The sequence below is a fragment of the Rhodoferax sp. PAMC 29310 genome, assembly GCF_017948265.1.
Classification (GTDB): domain Bacteria; phylum Pseudomonadota; class Gammaproteobacteria; order Burkholderiales; family Burkholderiaceae_C; genus Rhodoferax.
Genome location: NZ_CP072852.1, coordinates 1,694,121 through 1,711,745, shown reverse-complemented (window position 1 = coordinate 1,711,745; position 17,625 = coordinate 1,694,121). Strand labels below are relative to the sequence as shown.

The following is a 17,625-nucleotide window of genomic DNA, read 5'->3' as shown; positions in this document are numbered from 1 at the left end:
AAGAGAGCAACTGAACAGTGATTATCAAGACAAAGCATCTCATTTTCGTAAACGTCCTGGGCGCAAGCCTGGGTCTTCACGCCGCCACAGCACCGACACCTGGCGCCATACAACGGCTGGATCAGGACAGTCTGGAACGCTCCAAACTCGAGAAGCAACTTCAGAAGGCGGCCCCTCAGAGCCCCGAGATCACCGTTCCCGGGCAAAGCAAGGAGCAGGGTGTAGTTTCGGATGTCAAAAACATTCCGGTCACCCGCTTTGATATCGATTCATCCGAGCTGTTGACCACGGAAGAAATTCGCGGGGTCCTGGATGCCTATGAGGGTAAGACGGTTAGCCTGAATGACCTATACCAGGCCGTCAATGATCTGAACAAGCTCTATGACGCCAAGGGTGTCAAGACGGCACGCGCCATTCTTCCCGCGCAGGAAGTCCGTTTGGGAATCGTCAAAATTAGACTGATTGAGGCGCGACTCGGAGAGTTGAAGGTGTCTGGAGCGAAGTACCTGAACCCGGACTTTGTGGGTGACCGCATCCATCAAAGGCAGGGTGACTTGGTGTCAGTTACCCAACTCGAGTCTGACCTGGTTCGTTTTAATTCCTTGTATGCGACAAAATTGCGTGCCGATGTGACTGCTGGTGCGAAGGTGGGAACGACCGATATCACGATCGACGTGCAAGAGCCCAAGCGATATCAGTTGACGACGTTTGCTGACAACGCGGGGCGTGAATCCGTGGGGGATTCGCGCCTGGGCGTCATTTTCAACGCGAGTAATTTGACGGGTCGCAACGACAACCTGCAGTTGTTGGCGACGGGGACTCAAGGGTCGGACAGCTATGGCCTGAGCTATTCGGTTCCTGTTTCAACGAACGATTTGCGCCTGGATGTGGCCTACAACCATGGCTCCATCAAGCTGGTCAATGGCCCGTTTGTACCGCTAGACATCAGTGGTCGGTCACAGGATTTGTCGCTGGGTCTGACGCAGCCGTTGTCCATCACCATGAATCGGCAATGGGCGGCCTATGGCCGTTTTTCGTCACGGAACTCCGTGAGTCTCTTTGGCGGGTTGACTCAGCAGGATGTTGGTTTGCATGTTTTTTCCATGGGCATCAGCGGTGAGGCGCACTTTGACGATTACGCCTGGACGCTGGACAACAGCCTGAACGTGGGAACAAAGGCATTTGGAGCTAATTCGGATTTTTCGTATTTTCGGGCGAGTGCCAGTCGGGTTGACCGCTTGAGCGGGCGCCTTCAACTGATCACCAAGGCGGGGTTGCAGTACTCATTCACTGATGTCCTGCCGGCCGGCGAGCAATTCCAGGTTGGTGGGCTTTATTCCGTCAGAGGTTTTCCTGAAGGTCTGCTGTCCGGGCGCCATGGGTACTTTGGCAGTGTCGAATTGCGGGCGGCGTTGAATTCACCGTCGCCTGAGGAGATGGCAAACTCGGTCCCCGGGGTGCATGGACTGGTATTTCTCGATCATGGTGGTACTTTGCCCTATCGGCCGGGCGTCAGTGTGACCAAGAACGATTCGCTTAGCAGCGCCGGGTTTGGCTTGATCTTTGACTTCGGCAGCAAGGTGTCGGCACGACTAACACTGGCCTATCCCCTTGAGAACAATCCCGCTGAAGATTCCAAGGTGTCGCCTCGAATTCATATGGGTATCAATATTCAATGGTTATGAGTTTTTGCCAGAGGGTCAATGCCGATCAAGCTGCCGTGAGGCGGTCATCGCCCAATGGCCGCTCGGGGCCCTAGGTTCGGCGTTACTCTGAAGCGTCGCCTGGAGCGGCGGCCACCCCGACGCTGCCCTTGCCCTCAGCGACAAGGGCCTGCACAGCTTGGCTAACGGCGGCTTTTTCACCGGCGCTGGCAAACTTGCTGTATTTGCCCAGAATACTGACCAGCTGCCCGTAGATGCGGGGGTTGCCGGCCATGCATTCTTGTTGTTCCAGAAAGTTGGCGTCGCCCGAGAAGTTCCCGACCAATCCGCCCGCTTCAGTGACCATCAATGAACCGGCCGCTGTATCCCAAGGCTGAAGGCCAGTCTCGAAGAATCCATCGGTGAATCCTGCAGCGACATAGGCCAGGTCCAGCGCAGCAGAGCCCGGGCGGCGCAGGCCGGCAGTGCGTTGCATCATGTCGCCCATCATGCGCAAGTAGGTGTTGAAGTCGTCGCTCTGGCGGAAGGGGAAGCCTGTAGAAATCAGGCAGTCCTGCAACCGAATCCGTTTGGAAACGCGCAGGCGGCGGTCATTCATATAGGCGCCCCGACCTTTGGTCGCTGTAAAAAGGTCGTTGCGACTTGGGTCGTAAATAACCGCTTGTTCAATCTTTCCCTTGACGGCGAGCGCGATGCTAACGCAGTAGACGGGCAAGCCGTGTATGAAGTTGGTGGTGCCGTCCAGCGGATCGATGATCCAGACGAATTCTGAATCTTGTGCGCCGTGCTCCCGCCCCGATTCTTCGGCCCAGATGCCGTGGCCTGGGTAGGCGGTGAGCAGGGTTTCGATGATGGCATGCTCTGCCGCGTGGTCAACTTCGGTGACAAAGTCATTCACCAGTTTCTGGGAAATCCGCACTGATTCAACGTCAAGCGCCGCGCGGTTGATGAGAGCGCCAGCGGCGCGGGCAGCCTTGACGGCCACATTGATCATGGGGTGCAGATTGGGAGACGACATAAATTTTGAGAGTTGGTCGCAAAAACACAGGGGCTTTCACGACAGACCAAGAACGTTTCAGGACAGCCCGGCGATGCGGACAGCGACAATAGGCGGATTTTAGCCTGTCAGCGCGGTTGCGCGTTGGCCGGCGTGTTAGATGAATGCCATGCAAACACGTTTTATCTTGATCAACACCAGCCATGCGGGCAATGTCGGGGCCGCTGCACGCGCCATGAAAACCATGGGCTTTGACGATTTGGTGCTGGTTGCACCGCGTTGGCCCAACGTGCTCAACCGCGAGGAAACCATCCAGCGCGCCAGTGGCGCCCTAGATGTGCTGAAGAATGCCCGCATTGTGGCGACGTTGGATGAAGCATTGGACGGCATGTCGCACCTGTGCGCCACCGCCATGACTCCGCGCGACTTTGGCCCACCTACCGTGACCCCGCGCGAGCATTTCGATAAGCTATCAAAAGGAGAGCTACCCACGCTGGTTCGACAGGGGCCTGACGGTGAAAGTGATAAAAATTCTGGCGTGGCGTTTTTGTTTGGCTGTGAGCGTTTTGGCATGAGCAATGACGATGTGTACCGGTGTCATGCCTGTCTCAGCATTCCAAGTAATCCGAAGTTTGGCTCCCTGAATTTGGGTGCTGCATTGCAGGTAATCGCCTATGAGTGGCGTCTGGCGTTGGGCGCCTATCCTGTGGAGGAGGCGACCGCGACGCCGACGCTGGCTGATGCGCAGCAAGTGGCTGGCATGTTGGCACATTGGGAGAAGTCACTGATGACGATTGGCTTTCTGGACCCCAAGGCGCCCAAAAAACTGATGCCACGTTTGAATCAGCTGTTGAACCGGGCCGGCATTACGCTTGAGGAGGTCAATATGCTGCGCGGCATTGCGAAATCGGTCGAGCAGTCTGCCACAGGCGTCAAGCCCTTGCCCAAGACAGACGCACCCTCTGAAAGCTAGACTTCACCCATGTTTTCCCGACTCCGCTCCGATATTGAATGCATTCTTGAACGCGACCCGGCGGCCCGAAGCCGCTGGGAGGTTCTGACCTGCTACCCCGGCTTGCACGCGGTTATTCTGCACCGTCGCGCCCATTGGTGCTGGTCACATGGTTTCAAATGGGCGGGCCGGTTTATCTCCAATTTTTCGCGGTTCCTGACGGGAATTGAGATTCACCCCGGCGCCAAGATTGGAGAGCGCGTCTTCTTCGACCATGCCATGGGGGTTGTTGTTGGCGAGACAGCTGAGATTGGTGACGGTTGCACGATCTATCAGGGCGTGACGCTGGGTGGCACCTCGCTCTACAAAGGTGCCAAGCGTCACCCCACTCTGGGTCGCGATGTGGTGGTGGGCGCGGGTGCGCAGGTCTTGGGTGGTTTCGAGGTGGGGGACGGCGCCAAAGTCGGCTCCAATGCGGTGGTCACCAAGCCGGTGCCAGCGGGCGCCACGGCAGTGGGCAACCCTGCGCGCATCATTCAGGCCAATCGGGACGTCAAACGCGAAGAGGCGGCTTCGAAGATGGGGTTCTCAGCCTATGGCGTCACCCAGAACGATGACCCGTTGAGTCAGGCGATGCGCGGCCTTATTGACAATGCGGGCTCACAGGAGCACCAAATTGCCTTGTTGTGGAAAGCCATTGAGACTCTGCAGACCAATCGCTCGGCCACGGATTGTGTGCCCTGTGATGCCGCTCTGCTTGAGAATTTTGAGGCGGACAAGCTCAATCAGCTTGTTGGCAAGTAGACGGCCGAAGCCCTAAGCAGTGGGGCGAATGGCCGACTTGGGCCGAAACGCCTTGCACACGGCATCGTTGGTTTCCAGGTAAGGGCCACCAATCAAATCGATGCAGTAAGGCACGGCGGCAAAAATGCCAGCCATGATGGACTCGCCCGTGGCTTTGTCGCGCAAACCTTCCAGGGTTTCCTGAATAGATTTCGGCTGGCCCGGCAGGTTGATGATCAGCGACTGATCACGAATCACCGCCACCTGGCGAGACAGAATGGCCGTCGGCACAAATTGAAGGCTGATCTGGCGCATCTGCTCACCAAAACCCGGCATTTCCTTGTGCGCAACAGCCAGCGTGGCTTCAGGTGTGACATCGCGCAAGGCAGGGCCAGTGCCACCGGTGGTCAGTACCAGTGAGCAGCCCGCATCGACCAAGGCGACCAAGGCCGCACTGATGGCTGCCTCTTCGTCGGGAATCAGTCGGGGCTCGAACTGCAGGGGGTTTTTCAGGGCTCGGGTCAGCCAGTCTTGCAGTGCTGGCAAACCTTTGTCCAGGTAGACGCCGCTGGAGGCACGGTCACTGACGGACACGATGCCGATTTTTACCGGTTCCAAGCCGGCCGCTGCGGTGTTGGTCATTGCGCCTCTTCCTCTCCGTCCTCGCTTACCGCATCTGAGTGCGTTGGTGCACTGGGGCTTTCCGACTTGTTCAGCTGTTCACGCACGATTTGAAAAATATCGCGGTAGGCGCGGCCATGGCGAACGGCGTCACCGGGCTTCTCAGGCACGGCATCCTTGCGGGCTTGGCGAATCAGTGCGCGCAGTTGCTGGCTATCGGTGTCCGGGCACTGGATGATCCAACCGCCAAAGGCGTCGTCGTTGGCCATCAGGCGGTCGCGCCAGCTTTCTGACAAGTGAAGGACCAGATTTTCGTGTGCCGAGCCACTGTGCTGCTCAGTGAGGGCGATACGAATCGATTGAATCACGTCGGGCTCAATCTTGCGCATCAGCTTGCCAATGAATTGCATCTGACGACGCTTGCCTTCGAAATTGGTGATGCGCTTCGCCTCTGCTATGGCGTCTCTGAGCTTGTCCGTCAAATCCAGGCGGGCCATCAAGTCGCCGCGCATCGCCAGCAGGTCTTCACCGAGTTTTTGGAGCTCATCGCTTTCGCGTTTGAGGTCGGTTCGGCTCTGGTCGTCGGTGCCTTTGAGTTCGGCCTTGAGTTCGATATCGCGATCGCTGCCTTCGGCAACGAATTCACCGCGAACGAAATAGCCTTTTTTGAATTTGCGTGACATGGTTGGGGAGTAGAGAGAGGGGCGCGGCAGAGTTTGCGCGTAGCCAAGTATCATAGCCTCCGATATGAAGAAATCCAACACGCCCCCCGCCCAGCCCGCCGCAGACAGCGGCTTTAGCTACAGCCGCCCATTTTTTGAAGACCTGGTGGACACCGCCTTGGCCCATGCCAAAAAGCTCGGCGCCTCCGATGCCGGTGCCGAAGCATCAGAGGGTTGTGGCCTGAGTGTTTCGGTTCGCAAGGGCGAGTTGGAGAATGTGGAGCGCAACCGGGACAAGTCGCTGGGCGTCACCGTCTACGTGGGTAAGCGCCGCGGCAATGCCAGCACTTCAGATTTCTCTAAAGCCGCCATTCACCAAACCGTGCAGGCGGCTTACGACATCGCTCGCTTCACGGCAGAAGACCCGTTTGCCGCCTTGCCAGACGCCAAAGACATCGCTCAGCCGGCCAAACAGCGTACGAATCTGGATTTATTCTTCCCTTGGGCCATTGATAGCGCGCAGGCTGCCCAAATGGCCTTGGTGGCCGAGGCTGCGGCATTGGACGTGGACAAGCGCATCACCAACAGCGAGGGTGCCAGCGTCTCGGCCCAGCAGTCTCACTTCTTTTCCGCCCACACCAATGGCTTTCGAGGCGGCTACGCCAGTTCGCGTCACGGCATGTCGGTGTCGCCGATTGCCGGCAAGGGAAACGACATGCAACGTGACGCCTGGTACAGCTCCATGCGCTGCGCGGATGACCTGGCTTCGCCCGAAGCCGTGGGGCGCTACGCAGCAGAGCGGGCACTGAGCCGCTTGAAGGCGCGCAAGATTGCCACCACGGAATGCCCGGTGTTGTTTGAGTCGCCGCTGGCAGCCGGTTTGTTGGGTTCATTCGTGCAGGCCATCAGCGGCGGCGCGCTGTACCGCAAGAGTTCCTTTTTGCTCGACTCATTGGGCAAACAGGTGCTGCCCAAGCACATTGACATCATGGAAGACCCTTTTGTGAAGCGCGGCAAAGGCAGCTCGCCATTTGACGATGAGGGCGTCAAAGTCAAAGCCCGTCAGGTGGTGGAGGCGGGTTGTGTACAGGGCTACTTTTTGAGCAGCTACTCGGCGCGCAAACTTGGCATGAAGACCACAGGCAATGCCGGTGGCTCACACAATTTGACGCTGACATCGCGCCTGACACGAGCCGGCGACGATCTGGATGCCATGCTGAAAAAGCTGGGAACCGGTTTGTTCGTGACCGAGTTGATGGGCAGTGGTGTGAATTACGTCACGGGTGACTACTCACGCGGGGCCAGTGGTTTCTGGGTTGAAAACGGCCGCATTGCTTTTCCTGTGCATGAGATCACCATCGCCGGCAACATGAAAGCCATGCTGAAAGGGATCAAAGCGGTCGGAGCCGACACCTACAACTACGGCGCCAAGACGGTGGGCTCTATTTTGGTGAATCGGATGAAGGTGGCCGGTAGCTGATCAAAGTTCGGTCGAGACGCGCAGACGCCGCAAACAATTATTTAGTTCGCAACGCGCTGGCAAGGTACTGGTGCGTCTTGGTAGGGATGGATGATGTCAATTGATAGAACGATGTGGGTTCGTGGGCTGGTCCTTCTGGGCAGTATGGGGTTTTGGGGCGCTCAAGGGGCACTTGCAGGCGGCGCAGCCACCCCCTTGCACCCGTGGCAAGTGGCGGTCAAGCCGGGCGCAGCCCAAGCGTATTTCACCAACCTCAAGGACGGCGACGAGATTCAAATGCCGTTTTTGGCGTATTTCGGACTCTCACAGGGCTGGGGACTTGCGCCCATACAGGCGCCTGCTGGCGGTAAAAGTGGTCATCATCATTTGCTGATTAATCGCGATCTGCCACTGGATTTCAAGCAGCCTCTGCCCTTCAATGACCAATATATTCACTTCGGCAAGGGGCAGATGGAGACGACGTTGAATCTGGCGCCGGGCGAGTACACCTTGCGAATGTTGCTGGCGGACGACAAGCACTTGCCGCGCTTCGTCTACAGCAAACCACTCAAGGTGACGGTGAGTCAACAGCGCGCCAAGGTGGAAGTCCCTGCTGTGACAACTCCTAGCATTGCGCTCATCGTCGACAAGGGCCTGACAAGCTCTCGTTTTCGCGTTCTTTTTCATGCTTCCAACCTGAATGTTGGACATCTTGCTCAAAAAATTCCGGGCTCAGGCCATTTCCGCTTGTCGGTGCTGCCTTTGGCCGGAGGCAAGGCGGCAGAGTTTGATTTTGTCGACGGTGAAACTGAAATTTGGCTCCAGCCACCGGCCGGAGAGTACAAGTTGTCACTGTCTTTGGTCGACAACGTCGATCCGGACAAGAACCTCGCTGAGGTGGTGCACACCACCGCCAGCGTGAAGTAGTTGCCGGCTTAGCCCGCGAGAGCGGCTTTGACGGCGGCAGACACCTGTCCCATGTCGGCCTTGCCGGCCAGTTGGGCTTTCACAGCACCCATGACTTTACCCATGTCGCCGGGGCCGCTGGCGCCAAGTTGGGTCACGATGGCCTGCACCGCCTCGGCCACGTCGACAGCGCTCATGCGCTTTGGCAGGTAGATCTCCAACACCTTGATTTCAGCCGCTTCCTTGTCGGCCAGATCCATGCGTTCGGCCAGGGTAAAGGCGGCAATGGAATCCTTGCGCTGTTTGATGAGCTTGTCCACGATGGCGATCATCATGGGGTCATCAATCTCGACGCGCTCATCCACTTCCTTTTGCTTGGCGGCTGCCAGCAGCAGGCGAATCGTGCCCAAGCGTTCGCTGTCTTTGGCGCGCATGGCATTTTTCATGTCTTCGGTGATTTGGTCTTTGAGTGACATTGCAGTGTTCCTTGGTGCTGAGTATTTGAAAAATCGAGGGCGTAAAAAAAGCCCACCTGAGCGTCCCCGGTGAGCTTTTTTTGTGCCGTGAAGGCGTACTTTTTAGTACATCTTCTTGGGCAACTGCATGGCGCGGATGCGCTTGTAGTTGCGCTTGACAGCAGCAGCCTTCTTGCGCTTGCGCTCAGCTGTTGGCTTCTCATAGAACTCGCGTGCGCGCAAGTCAGTCAGCAAGCCCAGCTTTTCAATGGTGCGCTTGAAACGGCGAAGAGCGACGTCAAAGGGTTCGTTTTCTTTTACACGGACAGTTGTCATTACGTAATGTGATCCAAATTGTGCCGACGATGGTCGCGTGGGGAGATCGAGCCCCACACGCCGCGTTCGGCGATTTTTTCCCGCTTAAAAGTTGATCAGGCAGCGGGAGTTTGCCAGCAAAGCCTTGGATTATAGCGCTTCTTCTAATGCAATCCAAGCGCCGTCAAGTATTTTGAGCGGCTGGGCGCAGCTTGGCCGCCAGCCCTTGGGCGCAGGCGAAGCCGCTGGCCCATGCCCATTGAAAATTGTAGCCACCCAACCACCCCGTCACGTCGACGACCTCGCCAATGAAGTACAAACCGCTTTGGCGGGACTCCATGGTTTGGCTGGACAACGCCACGGTGTCCACACCGCCGGCGGTGACCTCGGCCTTTTTATAGCCCTCGGTGCCGGTGGGGGTGAGTTCCCATCGGCTCAAGCGCTCGGCCAAGGCGTTCAGTGACTTGTCCGTGGCCTCGTTCACGGGGCGGGCCCAGTTGTGTCCTTGGGCGGCGCCTTGATCCGCCCAGGTGTCGGCCAGTCGTGACGGCACGAGGCCGGCCAGTTCGTTGGCGACCAATTTGCGGGAGGTCGCTTTCGCTGCGTTCAGGTGCTGCGCGATGTCCACCTCGGGCGCCAGGTTCAGCCGAATGGGGGTGTCGGGCTGCCAGTAGCTAGATATTTGCAACACGCCGGGGCCACTCAAACCCCGGTGGGTGAACAGCAGGTCTTCTGCGAACGTGATGCTGGTTTTCTTGCTGCCGGTGGCAATCTTGACGGGCAAGGACAGACCGGACAATTGCGCGAAGGGTGCCCAGGCGTCCGCGTCAAACGTCAATGGCACCAACGCGGGGCGGGGCGTGATGACGGGAATGTCGAACTGGCGGGCGATGCGGTAGCCCCAGTCGGTGGCACCAATTTTCGGAATTGACAGGCCCCCACTGGCGACGACGACGGCCCCGCAATGCACGGTATCCTGGTCACTATCGATTTCATAGCTGTCTGCACATTCTGCATAAGGGGTAGAGGCCAAAAACCTGATGTTTTTGACGACGCAGGGTTGCCAGCGGGTGACGCCGCCCTTGGCGCATTCGGCCAACAGCATATTGATGAGGTCTTCGGCCGAGTGATCACAAAACAGCTGGCCTTTGTGCTTTTCGTGAAAAGCGATCTGGTGTTTTTGCATCAGCGCGACAAAGTCCGCGGGAGTGTAGCGAGACAAAGCAGACCGGCAAAAACGCGGGTTGTCACTCAGGAAGTTGGCCGGACCGGTGTCGCGGTTGGTGAAGTTAGCGCGACCGCCGCCAGAGATGCGAATTTTCTCGGCCACCTTGGCCGCGTGGTCGATGACCAGCACTTTCAAACCCAGCTGTCCCGCCACCCCGGCGCAAAACAGGCCGGCGGCCCCCGCCCCCACGATCACAACGTCAAATTTTTGCATGGGAAGGAGTTTAGACGCTGCCCAAGGCTAGCTTGCAGGACGAGAAGACGCCTCGCGGCCCGATCCAACGACGCGTCAGTACTTTGGCTGAACAGTGTGAGTTCAATGTATGAGTCATGAAACAAGCGATTCTGCCCGTATAAACCGCGTCAGCTGGCCCTTTGTATTTTGGTGCAACCCGAGTTCCGGCTAGGCGACTAGTTGGTTCATGCGCTTACTTGCAAGTAGTTCAACAGAGCTCGCGTTAGGCGTTCAACAAACTCTTCAACACTCTCTGCACCTGTATTGAGTTGCAAGGCGGGCGCCAAGGATATTTCATATGGAGATGAAACGCCCGTGAAATCCGAAATCGTGCCTTTTTCAGCTTTGGGGTAATGGCCTTTGGGATCACGGCCCCGACAAACTGTAACGGGACATTGGCAGTACATCTCGAAGAAGGCGCCTTCTGGCAACAAGCAACGTACCGCATCGCGCGCAGCCCGCATGGGCGAAACCAGCGCGACAATTGCAACGACCCCTGTTTCCAGAAAAAGTCTGGCCACCTCGCCAGTCCGCCGCACATTCTCATTGCGATCATCCACTGAAAAACTCAAATCAGAACACAAACCGTGGCGTAAGTTGTCGCCATCAAGAAGCACGGTTCGAAAGCCTGCGAGGTGAGGATTTTGTTGCGCAGCACGGGCCAAGGTTGACTTGCCTGAGCCTGGCAAGCCCGTTAACCAAACCACCGCACCCGGGTGTCCGCTGCATGCTTCATGCTGCGCCACTGTCACTGCTGCCGGTTGTCAAACAACGTCGCGGCTGACCGGTGTGTCACTGGTCTTTTTTTCAACTGCGGATAGTAAAGTTGGTAGTACCACGCATAAGCGGTTTCAATCAGCGTTTGGATGCGCGGCGAAATTTCGTGCCGCTTTGGAGCAGTGATTTTGCTGGCCTGCTTGTGCGTGTACTTCATGTCGTGGTGGCTGTCGCTTTCCTGCACGCCTACCGCCAACTGGTCCGCGTTGATGGTGAGGGGCTCCACGCCGAGCCACTTGTAAATGAGTGATAGACAGGCTACCGGCTGTGCCATCAGGTCTTCAAACCGTACAAAAAACAACCGCTCCTGCACATGCGTGGGCAAGTCCGGCACCCCGTGCAATGAAATCAGTGGTGCACCGATCGCCTTATCCTTTGCAAATAGCGCATCGGCTCGACCAAAACGGTCGTAGTCAGCCAGGTAATCGACGAAGTCGATCAGGATAGTGCGTTGGTGTTGAGCTTCTATGGCGCCATAGATTTGCCCCAAGTCACGCAGACACACAATCAGCTTCGCCTCGGGTTCTATGTGCAGCAGCATTTCAATGGCATGCAGCCAAGCTCGGGTATTATCCACCACCACAGACTTTTGGCAATCATGGTGCCAACCACGAAGATAACCCTGCATAGCTGGTGTCAAAGGTGGTGTCGAGCTGCGCCAGAAAAAACTGATGATCGCTGACCATGCGTCGGATGCCCAGCAAAGTGTTGCACAACGGACTGTTACTTCCTTCGCAATGAATCTCTGGGGTGCTGTGCCAGTAGTTGGCACAGCAAGGTTGACCCAGCTCGGGGTAAGCCAGTTACGCCTACAAATTTGGGCATCTGTTTCTTTACGCTTAAATTAAAGCGGCAAGCTTACTTGAAGCCACCAGCGCGGATTGTGGTTGGCGGTGTCAGACACCGGGTCGCCACCCCTGGTGCGCCAGGCGACGGAAGTTCTGAATTGCAACTTGCTAATCTGGCCATTCAGGCCAAATCCGGCCCCTGCAATTGACCGCGTGTTGTCACCGGCGGCAAACGCATTTCGGTTGATATCCACAGATCCCGCATCGTAAAAAACCACCGCTTGCAGCCGCTCGCTCAAGTTGCGACGCGCTTCCAGATTCAGCAACATACCTTGGTCCCCGCTGGCTTCACCTTGGGGATACGCGCGCACACCATTGGCACCACCGAGCGAGAACTTTTCCGATGAATTCAGGTTTTTACTTGCTTGTTGGCCCGAGAGTGCCAGCAACACGCTGTAGTTGTCGCACACACGTTGCTGGCGGCTCAGGCTATAGGCCAGCTTGCTGAATGTGCCATTGCTATTGGCTGAGCCGACTGCGGTATCCCGTGCCAACGATGACGCATCCATCGTCAGGTTGCCACTGGTCAGCGCCATATCAAAGGCCGTCAGACCGCCTCCCAAAAGCGCATCTGGCCGGCTGCCAGCCAGACCGAGTGTGACCAGTTGCACTTGCTTGTCGACACTAGAGACCGGCACATCGGTCTGATCAGCTAGCTTCTTGTCTTCCCAAGTCAGCGTGCCCCACAGATTGCTGCTTTGGCTGCGCACAAACGGGTAAGTGGCATACAGGCTGGTGCTGCTGGCCGTGCCGTGCGCTTGCAGGGCGGCAAACTCTTCACCCAGCTTGTAGCGAGTATCAGAATACGCCACGCCTAATTTAAGGCCGCTTCCCCCCACTGGTAGCTGGTAAGCCAGCCGTGCGTAGCTCATGAGGTCGCCGCTGGTGATCGCGCGCAGGCTCAACAGGTCGCCCAAGTTGAACGGGTTGTTCAATCCCACCGCGGCGCCGGTGCGGTATTCACCGGTGTAGCGGTTGCCGTAATTGTCGACTTCCAGGTTGGCGAGATAGGCTTGCGCCGGGTCCAGTTCAACCAGCAAATCCGTGGTGCCGACACTGGCGCCGGGTTGCAGTGCAGCACGAACGCCGCCTACACCGGGGGTGTCGGCCAGCAGCAGCAAGGCACGGCTCACTTGGTCAGCATTGATCGGATCGCCGGTTTTGACAGCGGCCAGATAGCGATTGGCTTGGGCATCGGGCAAACGCGATTTGTTGCTTAAGCTCTGTTGGCTCAGTACTCCTTCCAGCACGGCAATGACCAGAACGCCATCCTTGATGTCTTGTGCAGGCAGGTAAGCGCGCGCCACCACGAAGCCACGCTCCCGGTAATAAGCGGTGATGCGGGCCGCACCTTCAGTGAGTTCTGCCAGACTCTGCTCGGCGCCGCTGAGGTTGGCCACCAGCGCTTCCAGTTCGGATGGTGGGAGCACATGGCTGCCAGACACGCGAATTGACTTGACGGCAAAACGCACATCGGTGGCTCTGGCGCCTTGCGGCACGGCTTGTCCTTCAATGCGTAGCGGTGCAACCACTTTGGGCGTAGCCAGTTCGGGTTGTTGTTGCAGGTCACGGCTGATTTGCCCGGCATCGGGTTTCGGTTGCGCATGGGCACTAGCGCAGACCAGCACGGCCAGAGAGATGAACGTGAGATTGAATCGAGGGGACTTCATGAGAACGCTTTTCATACAAATACTATTGCACCACCATGTCCACGGGATCTTTAATACCGCCGTCTTTAACCGTTGTGAAAGCAGGCGGTTGGGTAAACATTGGAGGCGGGGTAAATCGCAGTCCCGGGTTGGCTGGCAGGCTGATTGGCGGAGAAGTGACTGACGGCGTGTAGCCGAACTGGCCAGAGGAGAAGTTAGGCGAGCCCGCCCTGTTCGTGAAATTGATTTGGCCGTCCAAAACAGAAACATAAAGTCCAGGTAGGACGCGTGGCAACATATTGCCGGGCAAGGCCGCAATAGCGGTCACGACACCACCATTGGCAGCGGCAGCGGCTGCGTTGACGGTCAACGCGCCATTCACCAATTTGGTGAATTCGTATTCGCTGCGCAAAAATGGCCGAGTTGGGCCATCGGCCACGTACCAGATGTTGGTGAAGTCCCAGCCGGTGTAGGTGGATTGCGTCAGCAATTCAGCGGTAGTTTTACCTGTGCCGCCGTTTGAGCTGGCTTGCCCGGAAGTCACCGTGTCCCAGAAACTGTTTGTAACATTGCCTCTGGTAATAAGCCCAATCAGGCCGCCAACATTCCTGCCAAGCACCGCGCCAGTTGAATAAGAGTTGTTAACGCTTGTTGTGTCGAGATAGCCAACCAATCCGCCAGTCGCGGAGCCACCTGTTACGGCTCCCGTTGCATAAGAGTTGTTGACACTGACAAAGCGGGCCTGACCAACCAGTCCTCCAACGTAATAAGCCGTCGGTGCACTTACAGCGCCCGTGGCGTATGAATTGTTAATAGAGCCGTAAAACCGGGCCTGTCCAATCAGCCCCCCCACCAGAGATGATTTACCACTAATCGCTCCCGTCGCATAGGCGGAATTGATCGTACCGCCGTTACTGAGACCCAGGAGACCACCCACCCATGAAGTACCAGAGACTGCGCTCGTTGACTACGCATTGGTGATATTGGTCCCTACTTTGTTCCCGACCAAGGCACCTACGTAGGATTTCCCGGTGATTGCGCCACCGACAACACCCACGTTCTGAATATAAACCCCACTAGATGCGCCAAACAGTCCCACATCGTTAGTCGTTGGCCGGTAGATAGTGAGATTACTGATTGTGTGGCCGAGTCCATCAAAGTTCCCAGCAAAGTTGGTGCTACCGCTGCCAATCGGCGCAAAACCAGCGCCGCCGTTCCATCCACTTGTGGCGCTCGCATCGATATTGCCACCAAGCGCATAGTTACCCGCCAGTCCGCCACTCATACCCTGCAAGTCGGTGGCCGTGGTGCTGCCTGCCTTACCCAGGCTAGTGATCACGGTGAAGATCTTCACCGTTCCGTCTGATCCCAACATGGTGCTGAAGTTCGGCCCAGCCTGCAGATTGACCGGTGCGTTGATGTTGTAGGTGGCAGTGTTGCCCGAGGCAATGGTGCCCTGCCCATATTGCAAAGCCAGGGAACCAGTTGCGCCCGAGGCGGTGATGGTTTGGTTGATGTTGATGTTGCGCCAGGCGTTGAGCGTCAGCGCAGTATTAGCGCTCCAACTCACCACATCGTTGACGAAGATATCGCCATTGCTGCCTGATCCACCATAGAGGTTCGTGGCGGTGTTAGTCCCTGTTGCGGTTTGAATGGTGACGCTATTGCTGGCCAGTAAAGTGCCAAGCGCTGTGCCGGTGATATCGCCACCGTTGGCGGCAATGGTGAAGTCCACCGGGTCAATCAACCAGGTGCCATTCAGGCCGCTGGCGGCCAGAGTGGTGATGCGGGCATCGTTTGCGATCTTGACATGTGCCGCGCTGGTTTCGATGAAGCCACCGTTGCCACCGGCCGGGGCCGATGCATCCAGCGTGCCCGCCACGTTGACGCTGCCGGTATCCATATCACCCATCAGCTTGATGACACCGCCCACGTTTTGCACGGTTTGGGCCTGGACGATGCCGGTGTTGTTGACCACGGCGGTGGTAAGCGCGTTGGCCGCCGTGGCCGACATGAAGACCTGACCTCCGTCGGCTTGAATCAGTTGCTGGTTGTCCGCCAACGCATTGACTGCACCTTGATCGATGTTGTAGCTCAGCAGGCTGCCGTTGTTCAGGTTCAGTGAAACTTTGTTGCCTGCGGCCAGCAGGGCGGTGCCCAGGGTGGCAGAGATAACGCCTTCGTTGCGCACTTCAGGCGCCAGCAGGGCGATGTAGCCGCTTTGCGCGGCAGTGAGTGTGCCTTTGTTGACTATGCGCCCGTCAGCCATGCCTGAGTAGCTATTGAATGTATAGCTGCCAGCCACCAGGTCTGCATCACTCAAGCCCAGTGTGGAGGCCACCAAACCGCCGACGTTGACTTGTGCCCCGGTGCCAAATAGCACGCCATTGGGGTTGATCACAAACACCTGACCATTGGCACTCAGGCTGCCCAGAATCTGACTTGGGTTTTGGCCGATGACCCGGTTCAGCGCCACGGCGGTGGCACTGGGCTGGTTAAAGCGCACCGCTTCGTTGGCGGTAACGCTGAAATCTTGCCAGTTAATGGCCAGGTTGGCGCTGGTTTGGTTGATGGTGGTGTTCAATCCCACTTGGGTAATGGTGGCGGCGCCGGCGCTGACCTGGCCGCCGGTGGGCCCCGCTTGTGCAAGCGGGGCCAGAAACAAGCCAACGCTCAGCGCCATTGCGCCAGCCACCAAGCCACGGCCGGTGCTGGACTTGCCTCGCCCCTTGGCGTTTTCCGCCACTGCCATCATCACGCCCAGCGCTTGGTTCCAGACAAGGCGGTAAATGCGGTTCATTGAGGCGTGGCTTTTCATGGAGGGTCTTTGCCGGAGCAGAATTGACAAATAATTTGATACAACTTGATTGTCGTCAGTAAATCAATGCCCTTTGCGTGTTTCTACGGTAGATTGGCCGATAAATAAAGACGAACAGGTGAGCTGTGGGTGTGTGGCAATCCTGACCACCCTTCAAGCTGCGAAATCCCTCCATCCATCCGCGTTGGGTTGGGTTGGTGAAGAATGACCTCACTCCTTCCAAAGGCGGCGTGACGGCATGGCCGGTGGGCCCGATTCGGCGGGGTTTAAGGCCGTCAGCACGCGGGCGAAAGGGCTGCCAACCAGGGAAAGCGAGTGGTTGGGGGTATGGCTGATGTAGCCGGTGACTTGATGAAGAATTGAGCGCCGCAAAGGATGTCCAATGACCTCCACAGCTGATAGGCCGGCGTCCCAGGTTTACCCGGCGCCCGCGCAGTATTCGGCATAGATTCAGCCGAGGGCGGCTTGAGATGCTGGGGTGGATTGCTGCAGGGTCAACAGGCCTTGAAACACATCGCCCACCACGATCACGCTGGGGCTGGCGAGTTGGGCGTCAAGAATGGTGTCTTGCAGGCTGTCCAGCGTGGTGATGGCGTGGCGCTGGGTTGGCAGCGAGGCGTTTTGGATGATGGCCACAGGGGTGCCGGGGGGCAAGCCGGTGAGCAGCTCTTGCTGGATATGTTGCACGCCGTTCACGCCCATGTAAATAACCAACGTAAGGCGGGCGCTGTAGGCCGTGGCGGCCAGGGTGCGCCAGTCGGTGCCTGAGCTGCCGGGTTTGGGGTGGCCGGTGATGAAGACGACGCCGTGCGCATGTTCCCGGTGCGTCAGGGGAACGCCCAGTGAACTTACGGCGGCCAGACCGGCCGTGATGCCGTTCACCACGTCAACGTGAATGCCCGCTTGCGCCAAGTGCTCCACCTCTTCGCCGCCGCGGCCAAAGACGAAGGGGTCGCCGCCTTTGAGGCGCACCACGTTTTCGCCTTCGCGCACCGCCATCAGAATGAGTTTTTCAATGAAGGCTTGCGGTGTGGACTGGCAGCCCCCGCGTTTGCCCACGTGAATGATGCGGGCGCTGGTCGGGATCAAGGCCTGAATAGCTTCGCTGACCAAATCGTCCACCAGCAGCACAGTGGCGGCCTGAATGGCTTTCAGAGCCTTGATGGTCAACAGGTCCGGGTCGCCGGGGCCGGCGCCCACCAGGGTGCAGCGGCCGGGGCCGGAGAAAGTGTGGGTGGGGTGTGTCATGTTGTCGTC

17 protein-coding genes are annotated in these 17,625 nt (G+C 57.7%); 5 read left to right on the top strand and 12 right to left on the bottom strand.

The features are described 5' to 3' along the window. The first annotated feature begins 17 nt into the window (after window positions 1-17). Window positions 18-1,685, top strand: coding sequence for a ShlB/FhaC/HecB family hemolysin secretion/activation protein (locus tag J8G15_RS07825; protein ID WP_210546938.1), 1,668 nt, complete (start codon window positions 18-20; stop codon window positions 1,683-1,685). An 82-nt stretch (window positions 1,686-1,767) separates the two neighbouring features. Here J8G15_RS07825 and J8G15_RS07820 read toward each other — a convergent pair whose 3' ends face one another. After that, window positions 1,768-2,682 (bottom strand): inositol monophosphatase family protein, encoded by a 915-nt coding sequence (locus J8G15_RS07820; RefSeq protein WP_210546937.1) that lies wholly within the window; start codon window positions 2,680-2,682, stop codon window positions 1,768-1,770. 148 nt (window positions 2,683-2,830) lie between these two features. Between J8G15_RS07820 and J8G15_RS07815 the strand changes: the two genes are divergently transcribed. Both J8G15_RS07815 and cysE read left to right on the top strand, forming a co-directional pair. Then, a complete protein-coding gene (locus tag J8G15_RS07815; protein WP_210546936.1) occupies window positions 2,831-3,634 on the top strand; it encodes an RNA methyltransferase in 804 nt (267 codons plus the stop codon). A 9-nt stretch (window positions 3,635-3,643) separates the two neighbouring features. Continuing rightward, on the top strand, window positions 3,644-4,417 hold the full coding sequence (cysE, locus tag J8G15_RS07810; RefSeq protein WP_210546935.1) for a serine O-acetyltransferase: 774 nt from the start codon (window positions 3,644-3,646) through the stop codon (window positions 4,415-4,417). Between the two features lie 12 nt (window positions 4,418-4,429). Here the strand turns inward: cysE and mog are convergent, their stop codons facing one another. Then, a complete protein-coding gene (gene mog / locus J8G15_RS07805) occupies window positions 4,430-5,038 on the bottom strand; it encodes a molybdopterin adenylyltransferase (RefSeq protein ID WP_210546934.1) in 609 nt (202 codons plus the stop codon). Then, window positions 5,035-5,700 (bottom strand): ribosome biogenesis factor YjgA, encoded by a 666-nt coding sequence (gene yjgA, locus J8G15_RS07800; RefSeq protein ID WP_210546933.1) that lies wholly within the window; start codon window positions 5,698-5,700, stop codon window positions 5,035-5,037. Before yjgA ends, mog begins: the two co-directional genes overlap by 4 nt. Before the next feature lie 64 nt (window positions 5,701-5,764). Between yjgA and pmbA the strand changes: the two genes are divergently transcribed. Both pmbA and J8G15_RS07790 read left to right on the top strand, forming a co-directional pair. Then, the gene (gene pmbA, locus J8G15_RS07795) at window positions 5,765-7,159 is read left to right on the top strand and encodes a metalloprotease PmbA (protein ID WP_210546932.1); all 1,395 of its coding nucleotides are present in this window, start codon (window positions 5,765-5,767) and stop codon (window positions 7,157-7,159) included. Window positions 7,160-7,252: 93 nt separating this feature from the next. Further along, window positions 7,253-8,065, top strand: coding sequence for a DUF4399 domain-containing protein (locus J8G15_RS07790; protein WP_240538480.1), 813 nt, complete (start codon window positions 7,253-7,255; stop codon window positions 8,063-8,065). 8 nt (window positions 8,066-8,073) lie between these two features. Here the strand turns inward: J8G15_RS07790 and J8G15_RS07785 are convergent, their stop codons facing one another. The 9 genes from J8G15_RS07785 to cobA all read right to left on the bottom strand — a co-directional run bounded on the left by J8G15_RS07785 (window position 8,074) and on the right by cobA (window position 17,616). Beyond that, on the bottom strand, window positions 8,074-8,520 hold the full coding sequence (locus tag J8G15_RS07785; protein ID WP_210546930.1) for a GatB/YqeY domain-containing protein: 447 nt from the start codon (window positions 8,518-8,520) through the stop codon (window positions 8,074-8,076). 102 nt (window positions 8,521-8,622) lie between these two features. After that, window positions 8,623-8,835, bottom strand: a complete 213-nt coding sequence (gene rpsU / locus J8G15_RS07780; protein WP_210546929.1) for a 30S ribosomal protein S21 — start codon at window positions 8,833-8,835, stop codon at window positions 8,623-8,625. Between the two features lie 163 nt (window positions 8,836-8,998). Beyond that, window positions 8,999-10,255, bottom strand: coding sequence for an NAD(P)/FAD-dependent oxidoreductase (locus tag J8G15_RS07775; protein WP_210546928.1), 1,257 nt, complete (start codon window positions 10,253-10,255; stop codon window positions 8,999-9,001). Window positions 10,256-10,461: 206 nt separating this feature from the next. Beyond that, a complete protein-coding gene (gene cysC, locus J8G15_RS07770; RefSeq protein WP_240538479.1) occupies window positions 10,462-11,022 on the bottom strand; it encodes an adenylyl-sulfate kinase in 561 nt (186 codons plus the stop codon). A gap of 2 nt (window positions 11,023-11,024) precedes the next feature. Beyond that, entirely contained in the window at window positions 11,025-11,825 is an 801-nt protein-coding gene (locus J8G15_RS07765) for a sulfotransferase (RefSeq protein ID WP_210546926.1), read from the bottom strand. A gap of 72 nt (window positions 11,826-11,897) precedes the next feature. Then, window positions 11,898-13,571, bottom strand: a complete 1,674-nt coding sequence (locus J8G15_RS07755) for a ShlB/FhaC/HecB family hemolysin secretion/activation protein (protein WP_210546924.1) — start codon at window positions 13,569-13,571, stop codon at window positions 11,898-11,900. A gap of 22 nt (window positions 13,572-13,593) precedes the next feature. After that, window positions 13,594-14,487, bottom strand: coding sequence for a GLUG motif-containing protein (locus J8G15_RS07750; RefSeq protein ID WP_210546923.1), 894 nt, complete (start codon window positions 14,485-14,487; stop codon window positions 13,594-13,596). Window positions 14,488-14,517: 30 nt separating this feature from the next. After that, window positions 14,518-16,368 carry a filamentous hemagglutinin N-terminal domain-containing protein gene (locus J8G15_RS07745; RefSeq protein WP_210546922.1) on the bottom strand — a complete coding sequence of 617 codons (1,851 nt, stop codon included), beginning with the start codon at window positions 16,366-16,368 and terminating at the stop codon, window positions 14,518-14,520. A 450-nt stretch (window positions 16,369-16,818) separates the two neighbouring features. Then, window positions 16,819-17,616 carry a uroporphyrinogen-III C-methyltransferase gene (gene cobA, locus J8G15_RS07740; protein ID WP_210546921.1) on the bottom strand — a complete coding sequence of 266 codons (798 nt, stop codon included), beginning with the start codon at window positions 17,614-17,616 and terminating at the stop codon, window positions 16,819-16,821. Window positions 17,617-17,625: the final 9 nt, after the last annotated feature.